At 58.5% G+C, this 13,356-nt stretch carries 11 protein-coding genes and 3 pseudogenes; 6 read left to right on the top strand and 8 right to left on the bottom strand.

The annotated features are described in order from the left end of the window. Positions 1-251 precede the first annotated feature (251 nt). Positions 252-1,184: pseudogene (locus NWI01_RS17780) on the bottom strand (class I SAM-dependent methyltransferase). 472 nt (positions 1,185-1,656) lie between these two features. Here NWI01_RS17780 and lpxD point away from each other — a divergent pair. Next, entirely contained in the window at positions 1,657-2,718 is a 1,062-nt protein-coding gene (lpxD, locus tag NWI01_RS20400) for a UDP-3-O-(3-hydroxymyristoyl)glucosamine N-acyltransferase (RefSeq protein WP_210243009.1), read from the top strand. A 704-nt stretch (positions 2,719-3,422) separates the two neighbouring features. Here the strand turns inward: lpxD and NWI01_RS19195 are convergent. After that, positions 3,423-3,818 (bottom strand): hypothetical protein, encoded by a 396-nt coding sequence (locus NWI01_RS19195; protein ID WP_181410580.1) that lies wholly within the window; start codon positions 3,816-3,818, stop codon positions 3,423-3,425. Between the two features lie 401 nt (positions 3,819-4,219). On the opposite strand from NWI01_RS19195, the gene NWI01_RS17765 reads away from it, so the two are divergent. The 3 genes from NWI01_RS17765 to NWI01_RS17755 all read left to right on the top strand — a co-directional run bounded on the left by NWI01_RS17765 (position 4,220) and on the right by NWI01_RS17755 (position 5,963). Beyond that, positions 4,220-4,807 carry a plasmid stabilization protein gene (locus tag NWI01_RS17765; RefSeq protein WP_307723474.1) on the top strand — a complete coding sequence of 196 codons (588 nt, stop codon included), beginning with the start codon at positions 4,220-4,222 and terminating at the stop codon, positions 4,805-4,807. Between the two features lie 102 nt (positions 4,808-4,909). Then, positions 4,910-5,326: a hypothetical protein gene (locus NWI01_RS17760; RefSeq protein WP_141385289.1), complete on the top strand. Its 417-nt coding sequence runs from the start codon at positions 4,910-4,912 to the stop codon at positions 5,324-5,326. After that, positions 5,319-5,963: an antitoxin of toxin-antitoxin stability system gene (locus NWI01_RS17755; RefSeq protein ID WP_141385288.1), complete on the top strand. Its 645-nt coding sequence runs from the start codon at positions 5,319-5,321 to the stop codon at positions 5,961-5,963. Before NWI01_RS17760 ends, NWI01_RS17755 begins: the two co-directional genes overlap by 8 nt. Positions 5,964-6,021: 58 nt before the next feature. On the opposite strand, the gene NWI01_RS17750 is transcribed toward NWI01_RS17755, so the two are convergent. Then, the gene (locus NWI01_RS17750; RefSeq protein ID WP_141385287.1) at positions 6,022-6,288 is read right to left on the bottom strand and encodes a helix-turn-helix domain-containing protein; all 267 of its coding nucleotides are present in this window, start codon (positions 6,286-6,288) and stop codon (positions 6,022-6,024) included. Between the two features lie 5 nt (positions 6,289-6,293). Further along, positions 6,294-6,548, bottom strand: a complete 255-nt coding sequence (locus NWI01_RS17745) for a type II toxin-antitoxin system RelE/ParE family toxin (protein ID WP_141385286.1) — start codon at positions 6,546-6,548, stop codon at positions 6,294-6,296. 211 nt (positions 6,549-6,759) lie between these two features. Here NWI01_RS17745 and NWI01_RS17740 point away from each other — a divergent pair. Next, a pseudogene (locus tag NWI01_RS17740) lies at positions 6,760-7,248 on the top strand (methylase); the annotation flags it as partial. 331 nt (positions 7,249-7,579) lie between these two features. Continuing rightward, a pseudogene (locus tag NWI01_RS19905) lies at positions 7,580-7,699 on the top strand (VirB3 family type IV secretion system protein); the annotation flags it as partial. A gap of 436 nt (positions 7,700-8,135) precedes the next feature. Here the strand turns inward: NWI01_RS19905 and NWI01_RS17730 are convergent. From NWI01_RS17730 to NWI01_RS17715, 4 genes are all read right to left on the bottom strand, one after another. Further along, positions 8,136-8,360, bottom strand: coding sequence for an HRDC domain-containing protein (locus tag NWI01_RS17730; protein ID WP_181410579.1), 225 nt, complete (start codon positions 8,358-8,360; stop codon positions 8,136-8,138). Further along, the gene (locus tag NWI01_RS17725; RefSeq protein ID WP_141385284.1) at positions 8,315-10,555 is read right to left on the bottom strand and encodes a TOMM precursor leader peptide-binding protein; all 2,241 of its coding nucleotides are present in this window, start codon (positions 10,553-10,555) and stop codon (positions 8,315-8,317) included. The genes NWI01_RS17730 and NWI01_RS17725 overlap by 46 nt, the downstream gene beginning before the upstream one ends. Before the next feature lie 18 nt (positions 10,556-10,573). Beyond that, positions 10,574-11,935 carry a radical SAM/SPASM domain-containing protein gene (locus tag NWI01_RS17720; protein ID WP_141385283.1) on the bottom strand — a complete coding sequence of 454 codons (1,362 nt, stop codon included), beginning with the start codon at positions 11,933-11,935 and terminating at the stop codon, positions 10,574-10,576. 106 nt (positions 11,936-12,041) lie between these two features. After that, complete coding sequence (locus tag NWI01_RS17715; RefSeq protein WP_210243008.1) at positions 12,042-12,290, bottom strand: hypothetical protein; 249 nt, start codon at positions 12,288-12,290, stop codon at positions 12,042-12,044. Between the last annotated feature and the right edge of the window lie 1,066 nt (positions 12,291-13,356).

The following is a 13,356-nucleotide window of genomic DNA, read 5'->3' as shown; positions in this document are numbered from 1 at the left end:
TAGAGCTTCGCTTCTGGTTCAATCAGAAGCGGGGCTCTATGATTTTGTTTTGACGCGCTTTCGTCACGCGAACCGGTCCCCACTTCGCTCAAAAACGCTATAGCCGCTGCAATTGCGTCCGAACTCTCGTGCGCGCATTATTCGATGCCGCGTGAAAGTTTGGAAATGGCGTCGGCACTCCGATCAAGAATATGACGCCGAGGTCTATAAGGAGCCCTTAATTTCGGAGATCGAGGTCAATCCCACCTTCACTATGTCGCGCATCTGGCTGCACGCTCGGCGTCGACCATAAAATCGCGGGTGATCGGCACCGCTCCACGGTTTATCGATAGCAGCATTTGAAACACCATATGCGACCCATGCAAGAATTCCAGTTCGACGGCGGCTAGATAGAATTCCCACATTCGGCAAAATCGCTCATCGTAGATCGCCGCTGCCTTGGCTCGGCTGTTGGTAAAACGCTCTCGCCAGTGCTTCACAGGGTAGCGGTAGTGCAACCGCAGGACCTCAACGTCATCGCACCATAGTCCGCAACGTTCGGTGGCGGCGAATGTTTCCGACAGGGCAGGCACATAGGCGCCCGGAAAAATGTACTTGCGGATGAACGGCCCCGTTGTGCCCGGCTGCGACATGCGCCCGATGCAGTGAATGAATGCGTAGCCGTCGGCCTTTAGCAGCTCACGAATCTTGCGAAAATACTCGTCGAAATGTCCAATTCCGACATGCTCCATCATGCCAACCGAAACCACGCGGTCGAATTATCCGGTCAGATTGCGGTAGTCCAACTCGCGAAACTCGACACGATCGGAAACCCCGGCGACCTCGGCGTAGCCCCGCGCCGCCTTGATCTGCTCCGGCGAGACGTTGATCGCGGTGACATGGGCGCCCGTCTCACGCGCCAGATGAATGACAAAGCCACCCCAGCCGGAGCCGATCTCCGCTACCGTCATGCCGGGTTTTAATTGTAATTTCGCGGTGGCTTGAATCAGCTTGTTGTATTGCGCCTGTTCGAGCGTATCATGTTCGGGATTGCGAAAATAGGCGCATGAGTATTGCATCTGATCGTCGAGAAATGGACGATAAAGTTCGGTCGAGATGTCGTAGTGATGGCGCGCATGCGCAGCCGCGATCCCGATCGGGTTGGCCTGATGCCAGCGTCGCAAGCCGCGCCAGACTCGCCGCATCAGTTTCTGTGAGCCATACGAATACAGCGCCGTGCGATTGACCGAGAACAGAAGCAAGAAGTCGTGGATCTGGGCGTCGTTCTCCAGCGTCAGTGTTCCATCCATATAAGCTTCGGCAGCGTAGAGCTCAGGATTGATGAGCAACTTCATGTACAAACTACGATTGTGCAGGCGGATGGAGACATCGGGTCCGGGCAATCGATTGCCAAAAACGTGCACCTTGCCGCCGACATCGCGGACTCGTAGGGTACCTTGGCGGACAAAGCGCCTCAAGAGATTGGATAGAAACCACACCCGACAATCTTCTCTGTTGTTCAAATCCTATAGCAACAGATCGCAATGTCCGTTTTTTTGCATTAGCTAAATATGATATCGCAGCACGAAGTAGAATATTCTCGAAGGCGTACGAGCCCCTGCCGAGCGGTTCTAAACTTGATCTCGTCAATGACATCGTGTCAACTTATCAAGGCTAGTGCCCGTACAAGGACCGCGCAACATACCTGATGCTCGTTTCTTCCAATGCGCCGGACCTTTCTCTCTTGCTGAGATTGCAGAGCGTATCGGAGCGAATCTGGAAGATGCTGCAAAGGGCAATCTAATTATTACGGATGTAGCGACGCTCGAAGATGCCGAAATCACGCACCTCAGCCCGTTTGTAGACCCTCGATATTATTCGTCTTACTTAGCTACAGCGGCCGGCGCGGTGCTTACCACTCGGCACTTGAGCGAGAAAATTCCCCGGTTAGATATTGGTTTGATATTTTCCGAGACCGCGCGCCTGCACTACGCTTCTGTAGCGCGGCTATTCTATCCTGAGGCAGTGCGAGGCTGCACCATCGGGAAGTTAGTCGCGGTGAGCGATAACGCGATAGTCGGCGCCGATTGCGAGATCGAGCTGAGCGCCGTCTTAGGTAGAGGTGTTGTAGTGGGGTCCCGCTGCCGGATCGGCTGCAATACTGTGATCGGGCAAGGCGTCATACTTGGCGATGGTTGTATTGTAGGTGATTGCGCTTCAGTTAGCCACGCGCTCATAGGCAATGGTGTGGAAATCTTTGCGGGCGCGAGAATTGGCACAGCCGGTTTCGGGTTTAGTCCAGGAGCGCGTGGGCCAATCCGCACACCGCAACTTGGTCGCGTCGTGATTGGAGACAATGTCGAAATCGGTGCTAACACTACAATCGACCGAGGCGCGCTCGGCGACACCGTCATTGGTTCGGGCACTGTGATCGATAACTTGGTGCAGATTGGTCATAATGTAAGAATCGGTATCTCCTGCGTGATAGCGGCTCAAGTCGGCATTGCTGGCAGCGCTATCCTCGGTGACGACGTTATGATTGGAGGACAAGCAGCGATAGCGGATCATATCGTGATTGGATCCGGCGCGCGCGTCGCGGCGTGTAGCGGTGTGATGCGCGACGTGCCCCCTCTCACCACGGTTGGCGGCGCGCCGGCTGTACCAATCCGGCAATTTCACCGACAGACTACAGCCCTGAGACGTGCAAAGTTTAATCGAAGCGATAACGCCCCAAAATAGTTGTTCCTGTCGCAAACGCGATCCGGCTAACGCTTGATTGAGCATCGGACGCGCCGACGCATTATCTACGATCCGATCCTGGGCGGACGGCATCATCAATATGCCGGGAATGATTTGCGATAACGACACAAGCCTAGCCACTGGACGGCTTTTGCTCCGCCTGCGCGACCATCTTGCCGATGCCACATGACCTAATTTGTCACAGCCGTGCACATGCTCCTCAACGCCAAATCGCCCGGCCGCGTATGTATCTTTGAGACTGCCCTCTCGGCTCCGCACCCAAGGTTTGTCGCATTTGACCAATCGCATCGATGTTGAGTTGGGGGCGCGGCTGTTCCGGCATTTGGCGGCGTTGCCAATCGCATATTTTAAGGCGCGCCGCATCGGCGACTCTGTTGCCGGGTGCGCGAGTTGGAGAACATCCGTAAGCTCTTCTGAAAATCGTCGTGCGATGCGTCCTTTCGAGCCAAGATGCGATCCGTATACTCAATGAAGGTAGTGATCTGGTGGATGAAGCCTGCATTTTACGTCCTATGTGTCTGTGGCTGGATCATAACTTAAGCAGATCCTCCTGTGAGAGATCGCCGAATGGGTCTGGGGTCGCCCGCCTAGCAACGAACAGCCCAATCACGCGGACCTGCGGCGCGTGCTCCAGAATGATCTCCTTCACGGCTTTAAAATGAGAGCCAGTCGTGAGAACATCGTCAAAATACCGACGATACCTCGTAAGTTTGAAAGCTGAGTTTCCGCGATCCTGTAGTTTTTTTAAGCTCGGCTGGCGATTTCCTGTTACCGCCCTTGAACGTATCCGTGGAGGCGACCTGCTCGACCAGCTCGTGGACATGCCAGTTCGCGCATACGAGACTCAGCGGCGTGGCCGCTCGGGAGGTGCTTTCGATGGTGCTGGCCTCATCAATGAGTTTGGTACGAAAGCGTCTATATTCTAGCTCGTTTTTGTTGTGCGCCGATCGGATCACATTCTTTGTGGTGTAAGCAGCAGCGATCTGAGCCTGAAGGCCGAGGGTTTCGGCTAGAATGCCCATGATTGTTTGCTGAGTGTCATCCAACTTCTGATCCATGATCGCCATGAGTTGCATCATGCGAATCTGATTTCTAGTATGGCCTCCAGCTTGAGGTCTACAGCCTCGAGCAAGCGTTTCGGTCGCGCTCGACCGCTTCATCATATCAAGAATGGTGCTCGTCAGCGCAGTAGCGGCGATCGCAATAGTGACGGGTTCGATCGCCTATCTAGGGCGAGTGAGCGTGGGGCGAAAGTAGCATAGCGCCCATCAAGCTCAACGTTTGGCGGCGAGAGAAGCTAGTCATTTCCCACCTCAAGCAGACAACAAGAAAATAATCACAGAGCTTACCAGCGTCGTTTGGCAATCGACAATACTGCAAAACTTGTCACCGGAGTGAGCCTAATGCGACGTTTTGGAGCACGGCAAGCGCTCTTGACCAGTTTCTGACCAATACCGGTGCGCCAGGCTCCCGTATTCCTATGCCCACGCCAAAGGCGATCGAGGAACGCGAGGCATCATGGGCTACCGATATACCGAAGGACGAGAGCGGCCTCTGGGACTGGCTTTCCGGTCTCGATGACGCTAGCCGATCGTCGCTGCTCGCGCATTGCGTCTCATACGGCGTGAATGCGTTGCACGAGAAGGTCGATCGCTATGGTGGCAGTGGCATGTCCGCCTACGGTCTACGCCAGCGGCTCGCACAGGTCGATCGGTTGGCGCGCGCGGTGAATCTCGACATGGTGGAGGCAGGCTGGCGGCCGACGGTCGATAATTATCTCGATCGCGTGACCAAGACCCGCATTCTTGAGGCCGTGCGCGAAGCCAAAGGGGAATCGTCGGCGCAACTCATCGATCACATGAAAAAGACCGACATGGCGAAGGAGGCCGAGCGCCTCCTTGACGGCACGGGCTGGCTGCCAGAGCCGCTGCGCCTCACTGAGCCGACGTTTGAATCGGCCGGCGGTGAAAGCTCGGCTGAATCGCTCCCGGACTTCCTCGCTGATGACGAAGACGAAGCCGGCGACGGCAGCGACGACGAGCAGCCCCACACGGTCGCGGCCGAATAGCCTGATCCAGCGGGGCGACTCCCGCCGTCCCGCATCCTCTTCTCATATCTTCAACCCACAGCCCGGCCTTGCGCCGGGCTTTCCATTCCTAAGGAGGACCACATGGGCCATTTCTGCACCCATTTCTCCTGCACCCTCGATGTAGGCACACCAGCCAACGTGCAGCGCGCCCTCGAAATCTTCGAGAACAGCGGGCTCCGCGACGATCCTGACTATCCGCTTTCCTCCGGCCTGTCGGTTTCAATCGACGAGGCAGGCAGCGGGACCGTGCTTTGGTTGCACCACGAGGGCGACGGAAATTCCGAATGCGTCATCGCCTTCGTTCTGCTTTGCGCCGAGGCCTTCGACCTCACGGGACTCTGGGGTTTTGAGTACGCCAATAGCTGCTCAAGGCCGACACCCGACGCCCACGGTGGAGGTGCTCACGTTCTCGACCTCGGTGCCCGCAGGTCCGTTTGCTATGTCTACACCAATGAATGGCTGGCGATCGCGCTCAATGGAGGTGATCCCGATGTCTGACATCATCAAAGCCACGGTCTATCGTCTCGATGAACTCTCGGACACAGCCAAAGCTAAGGCTCGCGACTGGTATCGGGAAGGTGCGCTCGACCATGATTGGTACGAGTTTGTCTATGAGGACTTCGAGTGCATCTGCGACATGCTCGGCGTCAGTCTCCGCAGCAAACCCGTCCGTCTTTTGGGCGGCGGCAAAAGGCAAAAGCCTTGCATCTGGTTCACAGGTTTCTGGAGCCAGGGTGATGGAGCCTGCTTCGAGGGTCAATATCGCTATGCGCCTGGTGCGGTTCGCAAGATTCGCGACTATGCGTCCAAGGATGATGAACTCCATCGCATTGCGGCGGCGTTGCAGGCGATCCAGCGCCGGAATTTCTTTCAGCTTTCCGCCAGCATCGTCCATCGCGGCAGATACCACCACGAGTACTGCATGGAAATCTCGGTCGCGCGCGACGGCCCGACCGGTCAGGACATGACTTCCGACGCTGAGAACGAGGTCGTCGAGACGCTACGCGATCTCGCCCGTTGGCTTTATCGCCAACTTGAGCGTGAGTACGATTACCAGACCTCCGACGAGATGATCGATGAAGCGATCCTGGCCAACGGCTATACCTTTACCGAGAACGGCCGACGCTTCGGTTGATCAGCGCTCCCCCGCACATTGATTGCGGCAAGTCCACAAGACACGTTCGGCGGCGGCGTTACGCCGCCTTCTGCAACTTGATGCCGGGACGCAGGCCGGCCCGCTGCGCAAGGCGCACCAGCATGCTCAGGCTGAAGCGGTCGATCTTGCCGTTCTTGATCTCGGACACCCGAGCCTGGGTAATCCCGAGCTGCTCGGCCGCTTCGGTCTGCGTCAGCCCGGACTTCTTCAGCCATTTGTTGAGGCCGGACAGCAGCTTCGCCCGCATCTCAAGCTCCGCGGCTTCCTCTGCGGGAAACAGGTCGTGGAATACGGATTTTGCCATCGTGCTCACCTGATCTGTCTAAGACGGGCTTTGGCGAGATCGATATCCCGCTTGGCCGTTGCCTGAGTCTTCTTCTGAAATGCGTGCAGCACATGCACGACATCGCCGATCGTCGCCAGGTAGATGATCCGAAATGCACCGGACGCCTGACGTATCCTGATTTCGCGAACGCCGGGACCGATGGATGGCATCGGCTTCCAGTCCGACGGATCTTCGCCGATCTGGACCTGGAACAGTTGATACCCGGCCTCTCGCCGCACGCCTGCAGGAAATGCCTCGACATCGGATCGGCGCTACCGTGCCACTTCACGTCCTTCATCATCAAAATATGCCAAAAATGGCATAGATGGTCAATGCATCTCCTGCGCGGGGGCCTGAGAGGAAGAGGCGAGCCGGGACGGAGGCGAGCTGCCGCGGGTCGAGAGAGCGTCCGGGCGGCCGATCCGTCCCCGCTCTCCCGAGGCTTCCTTCATGTCCCCTCCGTTGACGTCCGCGGCGACCGCCGCGGCTTTCCCTGCTGCTGTCGATCCGGCTCCCGCCATTGTCGAGGCCGCGCGGCTTCTTCTTCCTCACCTTGAACGCGGCCGGCGCATTGATGCGGCGATGCTGCGCGCCGCGATGGAAACGGCGTTCGGTGCGTCCGACGCCGACGGCGGGTGGGACTGGAAGACCGCCTATGACGCCTGCGAAGCGGCGACGGTCCTGTTTCTGCGAAAATTCGGCCCCGCGATGCGCGCGAAGGCCGCGTCGCCGGCCGCGATGCTGCCGATGCTCGCGAAGGTCGCGACGCTGCTGCCGACCCATACGCTTCGCTCCGAGGAAAGCGAGGCGCTTCAGCAATTCTCGACGCCGATCCCGCTCGGATATGCGGCGAGCGTCGTAGCCGCGATCACGCCGGCCGACGTCGTGCTAGAGCCGTCCGCCGGCACCGGGCTGCTCGCGATCCTCGCCGACCTGTCGCGGCGGGCGGAGGATTACTCACGGAGCAAACGTGATGGACCTTGTTACGCTCGTGACCGCGTGCGCTCTGACCGTCGATCCGAAACTGATGCATGCGCTGATCTGGCATTCGTCGGGCGGCGAACCCTGGGCGATTTCGGTGCAAAGCGAGACGAACCCGCGTGTCTATCCCGACATGCGCGACGCCATCCGGGAAGCTCACTCCGATGCATTCATGGCACCGTGCGCGTCGGTCTTGCCGGCGTTGCCGTATCACTGCAGCACGTCTCGCCTTCCGTTCTGCGACCGTGCCGCAACGCCGCGATGGCGGCGGAACACATCGCCGGACAGTCTCGGCTTGCGGCTGTGGCTGATCGGCATCGTGCTGTGGACGACAGGGCATTTCGCGGTGGTATGGGCGACGAAGCGCGACACCCAGTTTGTCGACGTGGTGCGCCGTCATCTCCGCTAAGGCCCTCATCCCACTCGACTGGCCGATGCGGAGCTGAGTTCGATCCTAGTCGTTCTAGACGTCCCGTCTGCCCCGAGTCAGAAATTCGCGATTCCACCCGAAGTGATTCGAACTTTTTCACCGCCGAGCGCCGCCGTTTCTACGCTTTTTTGCGCGCGGGCGACTTCCGGCTCTTCGCGCGGTCGTAGTTTCGGCCGTTATCGGCGGCTTTAGGTAGCAATCGGCGGTATTTGGCGCGCCATTCAGAACAAAACTGCGAAATCATATGTGATTGAGATTCCGATGTAAATTCTGAGCATACACAGGACCGTGGAGGTTCGCTGTCTCCGACAAGGAAGGGTGACGACTTTTCTCTGCGAGCTTTCGAGCCCACCAACGCGATCAGAGCATCTCAGTAACGTTCGAGCTTCTTGTCGCCTATCCTAGCGATCGTGCGCTATTGAGCGTAGTTGCGCGGCAACGTTGTCGCGATGCCTTCGAGAGTCGCATCGTTGATGACAAGATAGGCGGGCACGCCGTGCTTGCGGCCGTCTCCTGAACGCCAGGCGCGCAATTCCGATGCGCCAGGCGAAATATCTGAACTAACGCGCCGGCCGACGAGATGCTCCCGCTCGGTCAGCAGAACGGGTGTGGTGCAGGATTCAACGCCTTTCTCTGCCAATGTCGTAACCTCCAAGTTCGGCGAACCTCCATTCCGAACCCGCAATGGAGTGGCTGAAGACCTGCCGCGACGGCGCGCACGACATGGATGGATGCACTCGCCACGTCGGGCGGAGTAAGGTCGGCCACCGCGATCTCGATTCCATCACCGGCCAGACGGGCCGCCAGTTCGGCAAGATTCAGAATCGGCTCGTCATGGCTCTCCACCTCCGGTTCGTAGCTCGGCGCGCTTCGAAGAAACGCCAACTCTTCCTCTCGCTTAGGCAAATAATAACAAGCGTGGTCGAGAAACTGGCCGCAGCGTACCTCCTCCGGACGCATTGGCCGCGGCCCATTTCCCTCGCGCAGCATCTTCATCAGGCCGAAGCCCGAGACGGCTTGCTCCAGCACCGCCCCTCGGGCCGCCTGCCGGAGACAGGGATGCGCCGCTGCAGTGGCGGAGAGCCCGGGCCACGACTGTCCGTCTCCCGTGGCTGTGCACAAAACCACCGGGATCTTCCCCGCGCCCTCGAGCAGGTGAAATGCGACAGAGGCGCCAGCGGACATGAGCTCACTGGCGATGTCGCGGGTCTCGGCGTCACAGAGATTGAGCGGCAGTCGGCGCCCCGGCTCGCGGCAGAGCCACGCGACCATGACCGCGTCCCGCTCAATGAGTTCCAGAACGGCCCGCATCGTTGCACTTTCCAAGTCCGTTCCAGCGGCTAGCCCGTTCGAGGTGACCTGCGCGACGAAATCCGAAAACGCGGACGGAAATTTGTAGTACAGTTGACTGGCCAACACCCACGTCTTCGCCCCGGTCCGCAAATTGTTCGCTAACCCCCAAAAATGAGCTGCCTCGCGATCGAACGGCGCGAACGGAAAGCCTTTGGCGGCATACTGCGCCGTATCATACATTGCAACCCGACATGGATCGAGCACTTGGCCATTGAGTTCAGCCATACGGGCTTGAACCAGGGTATCAAGATCGCATCTCGAGGCGGCATATCTTTCGAAAGCCTCCCCGATCGCGCCGATCATTGCTCCCCCTTCCGCCATCCCCTTGCCAGAGGCCGGCTCCGGTAGGGTCGGATCGGTTTGAAACGCGCAGTAAGGGGCAATCTCTGCAACCGCAACAAAAGCTTTGCGTGCGAAATGCGGTAGCTCCCTGAGGACCGGTCCCACTATCGGCCCTGTTTCCGGATCGATCCAGTCCCGAAACGCGGCTCGGATTGTCTCCACGTTATGCTCGCCAGCCATGGCCGAAAGATCCGGGCGCAGCAGTGCTGGACCATCCGCTCCACAAGTCCCGCACCATGGCATCGGAACGAAACCATGGCGCGTTGAGGTCTGCCCGAGTACGTCAACGATCCGCACATGCGCGCGCAGGGACCTTTCAGCATCCGACCGGAGATAGCGCCGGACCTCCACCGCAACCGATTGCCCGAAAGGCCGCGCCAACTCCCACGGCAGAGGCGGGTAACTTGCAACCGGCAGACGATCGGCGCGCGCTACCGCCTCGGGATCAGGCGCATGCGCACGACGCCGCTGACGTGCACAGAGCCAGCAACCCGCGGTGCCTGAAAAGGAGATAGGGCCAATGCATCCCCGGGTGCCGACGATCTCCGCACCGAGAAAGGCGATTTTGATAGCGCGACAAGCGCGCTCCAGATCGACTTGCCGCCCAACCCTGACCGGGGCCAGCGCGCCTATGACAAGGTCCACATCCAGAGGTAAATCCCAATCTCCGTCGGCGCAGGCGTGCAATCGGACGATGCAATCCGGGGCTATGATTTTGATCCTGCTGCACAGAGTCTCCGGGCTGGTTGCCGCGTCGCAATTTCCCATCGACTCAAGATGCCAGATCGACAGACAAGCAATCCCCGAAAGAGCAAGTTCTTCGGCCAAGGCCGGCACCCAAGTGGCATCGCCAGCAATGAGCACGTGGCCTTCGCGTGGGCGCGGCGCCTGCGTCGCTGCACTTCCGGCATCCGCCACGCCTGCTACCCTAAGCAATTGGGTCAGTTCAGTGTAGCACGCCTCCAATCGGCCTCCATGCGGTCGCATCCCGTGGACTTCGCCAGAAGTCGGATCAGCATATCTCAGAAGCGTTTCGATCATCTCCCTGACCGTTTCGCTCCGGATCAGGATGGGGCCGGCTAGGCCGATTAGCAGAACGCCGTCCGGTTCTAAATGAATACGGTCCCGCGTGATCCGCATACCGTTCTCCGAACCGGCTCACGCCACCGCCGCCGCAGCCTCGGCCGGATCAGTCGCCGAATCTGTGCGACTGAAAGCCGCTGCCAAAAGCAACCGTTCCGCCATGTTACGCTTGGAGCTTGGGCAGGGCACTCGTCCCTCAACCCATTCCTTCGGACAAGCGCCCCCACAGACAGGAAGCATTCGGCAGCTGCTGCAGCCGAAAGCGCCGCCCTGAACTTGATCGTTGAAGCTACCAAGGAGGTCGCGCGTCGTGCCTCGCTCGCCGCTCATGACATCCCCTATGGCAAATCGGTTTGGCGTGCCGTAGCTCGGCACATAGGAGACCTCGGTGCAGTTGAAGAGCGTACCATGCGCATCGACCAGGGCCCCCTGCGGCTGCACCGCAAGGCAGACCACATGCTGCACCTTGGGGACGAGCGGCACCGGAAAGCCAAGGCGCTTCATCTCCACGAACCACGACAGTTCCATGCGGGCGTAGTCCTCCGGATCAAGGCTCCGCCGATGGGCATCATTGCCCCAGGAGTGGATCGGTGCTGTATAGAACTGGACCGCACGGTGCAGCCCCTCGTCATGCAGCCGCTGCAGCAGCCGTACAACATCGGGTGCATTCTCCCGGTCGACATTGCAGCGGACTTTGATCTCCACTGGATCGGAGCCGATCGTGTCCGCCAGGGCCACGAGGTTCGCAAGGATCTGGTTGAAAGTCGGCTTACCGGATTTCGTATGCCGTCGCCGGTCGTGGTACATCGCAGTTCCATCGAGCGACACGGTGATAGACACAACCCCGAGTGCATTCACTAGTTCAGCGCCTATCTTCCGTGACATTGCCAATCCGTTGGTAATAATGCTCGCCCGGTATTCAACATTCCTTTCTTCCGCAATTCGGCGAAGCTGGGGCGTCAGGGAGCGCATCTGCACAAGCCCGGAAAGCGGCTCGGCACCAAACCAGCAGAGGTTCAGCTCTGCAAACTTCCCGGCATCCAGTCTGTCTCGGACGTCCCGCAGAATGGCTGTCTCGTTCTCTGTGCTGAGGTTTCGTCGCTCATGCGTCTGGCCGCAATAGCCACAGCCGAGTTGGCAATGTGCGGTCGGCTGGATTACGTAATTCAGATGACTATTGGTTCGGATCGCCTCGCGATTGCGCGATAACACAGCCGCTAGTTCATCCTCCGCCTGCGGCACGAGTATCTCCGCTTCCGACAGCACGGTCCGGGTCTTGGCGTTCAGCTTCTCAAATTCGCCCAACCGCAAAGCCTGCCAGATCGATAGGGGCAACTCGAAAACGGCGCCCGTCCGGGTGGCGAGAACTACTAGGAGGGGCGCGTCATCTTCATAGAAGATGGGTGAAGCGACAACAAATGCGGACAGCTTCTGCATGATCGGACCTCATTAGCAACTAAGCGCGGATACCGACCGAACAGTGTGCGCGCATCGGAACGTCCGGCGGAATAACATTGGCTTCCGCCGGACTATGCGAACGGACTTACTTCCGGACGCCGGCTTTCGCCGCCAGCGCAGCTTCCGCACCGCCGCAGCCGCTGTTCTGGCAACCGGTATTCTGGTCCGACAGCGCCTTAAGCCGGCTCAACTGAGCCTCCGAAAGATTCGAAGCCGCTGTGCCGGTTGTCATTTGTTCTACAGCTTTACCCAAACTCAGTTTTGCACTGGAAAGCGCTTCGATAACGGAATCGAGGTCTTCGGCCATTTTGGCAATCCTTTCAAACTGAAACATGTCCGTCACATTAGGAGCCGGAGCCGAAACAAGCCGGGCGCCGTTGTGCTCTGACGGACGTTTAATTATGGACGCTTATCTATTATCGAGTTGTGATGCCCCATGATCACATTTACTGCGTTAAATGCTGAATTTAAATGTTAAATGAGTCCCCTGCGTAGGCTGTAACAATCCTTTAAATTCTAAATGACGTTCTCAACATACGCTGGAGCAATTCGAAAACGAGAATCGAGATCGACATAACCCGTTCGTTGAGCGCTCGGCGCGTTTTGTCGAGGTCGAGGCAATGACGTGCCAAGCGCGGCACATCACCTGCTTATTTGCGATGTGCGGTAGGCTGGGCTACGGCAGGCTCGGCTCAGGCGGCGTAACCCGGCGGTATTTCGGAACAGCAGGATAGGGACTTTTGCAAGACAGCAGACTGATCCATTTGAATCAGTGTCTGGGTGCCGGTCGCGCGCCGGTGACGGACGGTTACCTTTGAGATTCTGGGTCTCACTACGCTGACCAAGCGCAATGCAAATACTGTAAGCGTGAAGGCATTCATCTCAATGTGGCGGCCGAACGCGCTGGGCAAATCGCCAGGCACGATCCGTAACTGGTGCATCGAACACGGCACCGATGCTATCGCGCAAAGTGGTCCAAGCGGTTGTCAATGGCATTCCGCTTTCCCCGCTTCATCTAGATAGTCCTGTGTAATCTCCTCAACCGTCCTTATCGTCATGCCTTTTCGCGCCTTTGCGCTATTCTGATCTGCTTCGTGTGGAGTCGGCCTCATCCCAAGAGGGCGACGGCGATACAGATGGCATGGCTGCTTTGATGGTGCGTTCCCGAACCTTCTTTTCCGGCGGAAGGGATCGTTACCCGACAGGGTCGAGACGCACCGCGCGGGTCAGGGCTTCGCCTAGAGCCCGATTCCGAAAGGGGATGCCACAAGCCCTAGCGATAGTCATCAATCGACTCGCCATAATGCTCGTATGGCTGCCGTGATCGAAAGCAGGCCCATCCCTGCCATGAAGCTACTGTATCGACGATACCCCCTATTGGAGCTTGTTGTCGTGGGAAA

The organism is Nitrobacter winogradskyi (assembly GCF_006539545.1).
Classification (GTDB): Bacteria; Pseudomonadota; Alphaproteobacteria; order Rhizobiales; family Xanthobacteraceae; genus Nitrobacter; species Nitrobacter winogradskyi_A.
The sequence above is the reverse complement of the archived record's forward strand: the minus strand, read 5'-3'. Positions and strand labels throughout refer to the sequence as shown.

Coding starts and splice junctions, on each gene's coding strand:
- NWI01_RS19195 (WP_181410580.1), bottom strand. CDS start 3,818: ATGATGCAACTCATGGCGATCATGGATCAGAAGTTGGATGACACTCAG.
- NWI01_RS17765 (WP_307723474.1), top strand. CDS start 4,220: ATGCCCACGCCAAAGGCGATCGAGGAACGCGAGGCATCATGGGCTACC.
- NWI01_RS17760 (WP_141385289.1), top strand. CDS start 4,910: ATGGGCCATTTCTGCACCCATTTCTCCTGCACCCTCGATGTAGGCACA.
- NWI01_RS17755 (WP_141385288.1), top strand. CDS start 5,319: ATGTCTGACATCATCAAAGCCACGGTCTATCGTCTCGATGAACTCTCG.
- NWI01_RS17750 (WP_141385287.1), bottom strand. CDS start 6,288: ATGGCAAAATCCGTATTCCACGACCTGTTTCCCGCAGAGGAAGCCGCG.
- NWI01_RS17725 (WP_141385284.1), bottom strand. CDS start 10,555: ATGCGGATCACGCGGGACCGTATTCATTTAGAACCGGACGGCGTTCTG.
- NWI01_RS17720 (WP_141385283.1), bottom strand. CDS start 11,935: ATGCAGAAGCTGTCCGCATTTGTTGTCGCTTCACCCATCTTCTATGAA.
- NWI01_RS17715 (WP_210243008.1), bottom strand. CDS start 12,290: ATGTTTCAGTTTGAAAGGATTGCCAAAATGGCCGAAGACCTCGATTCC.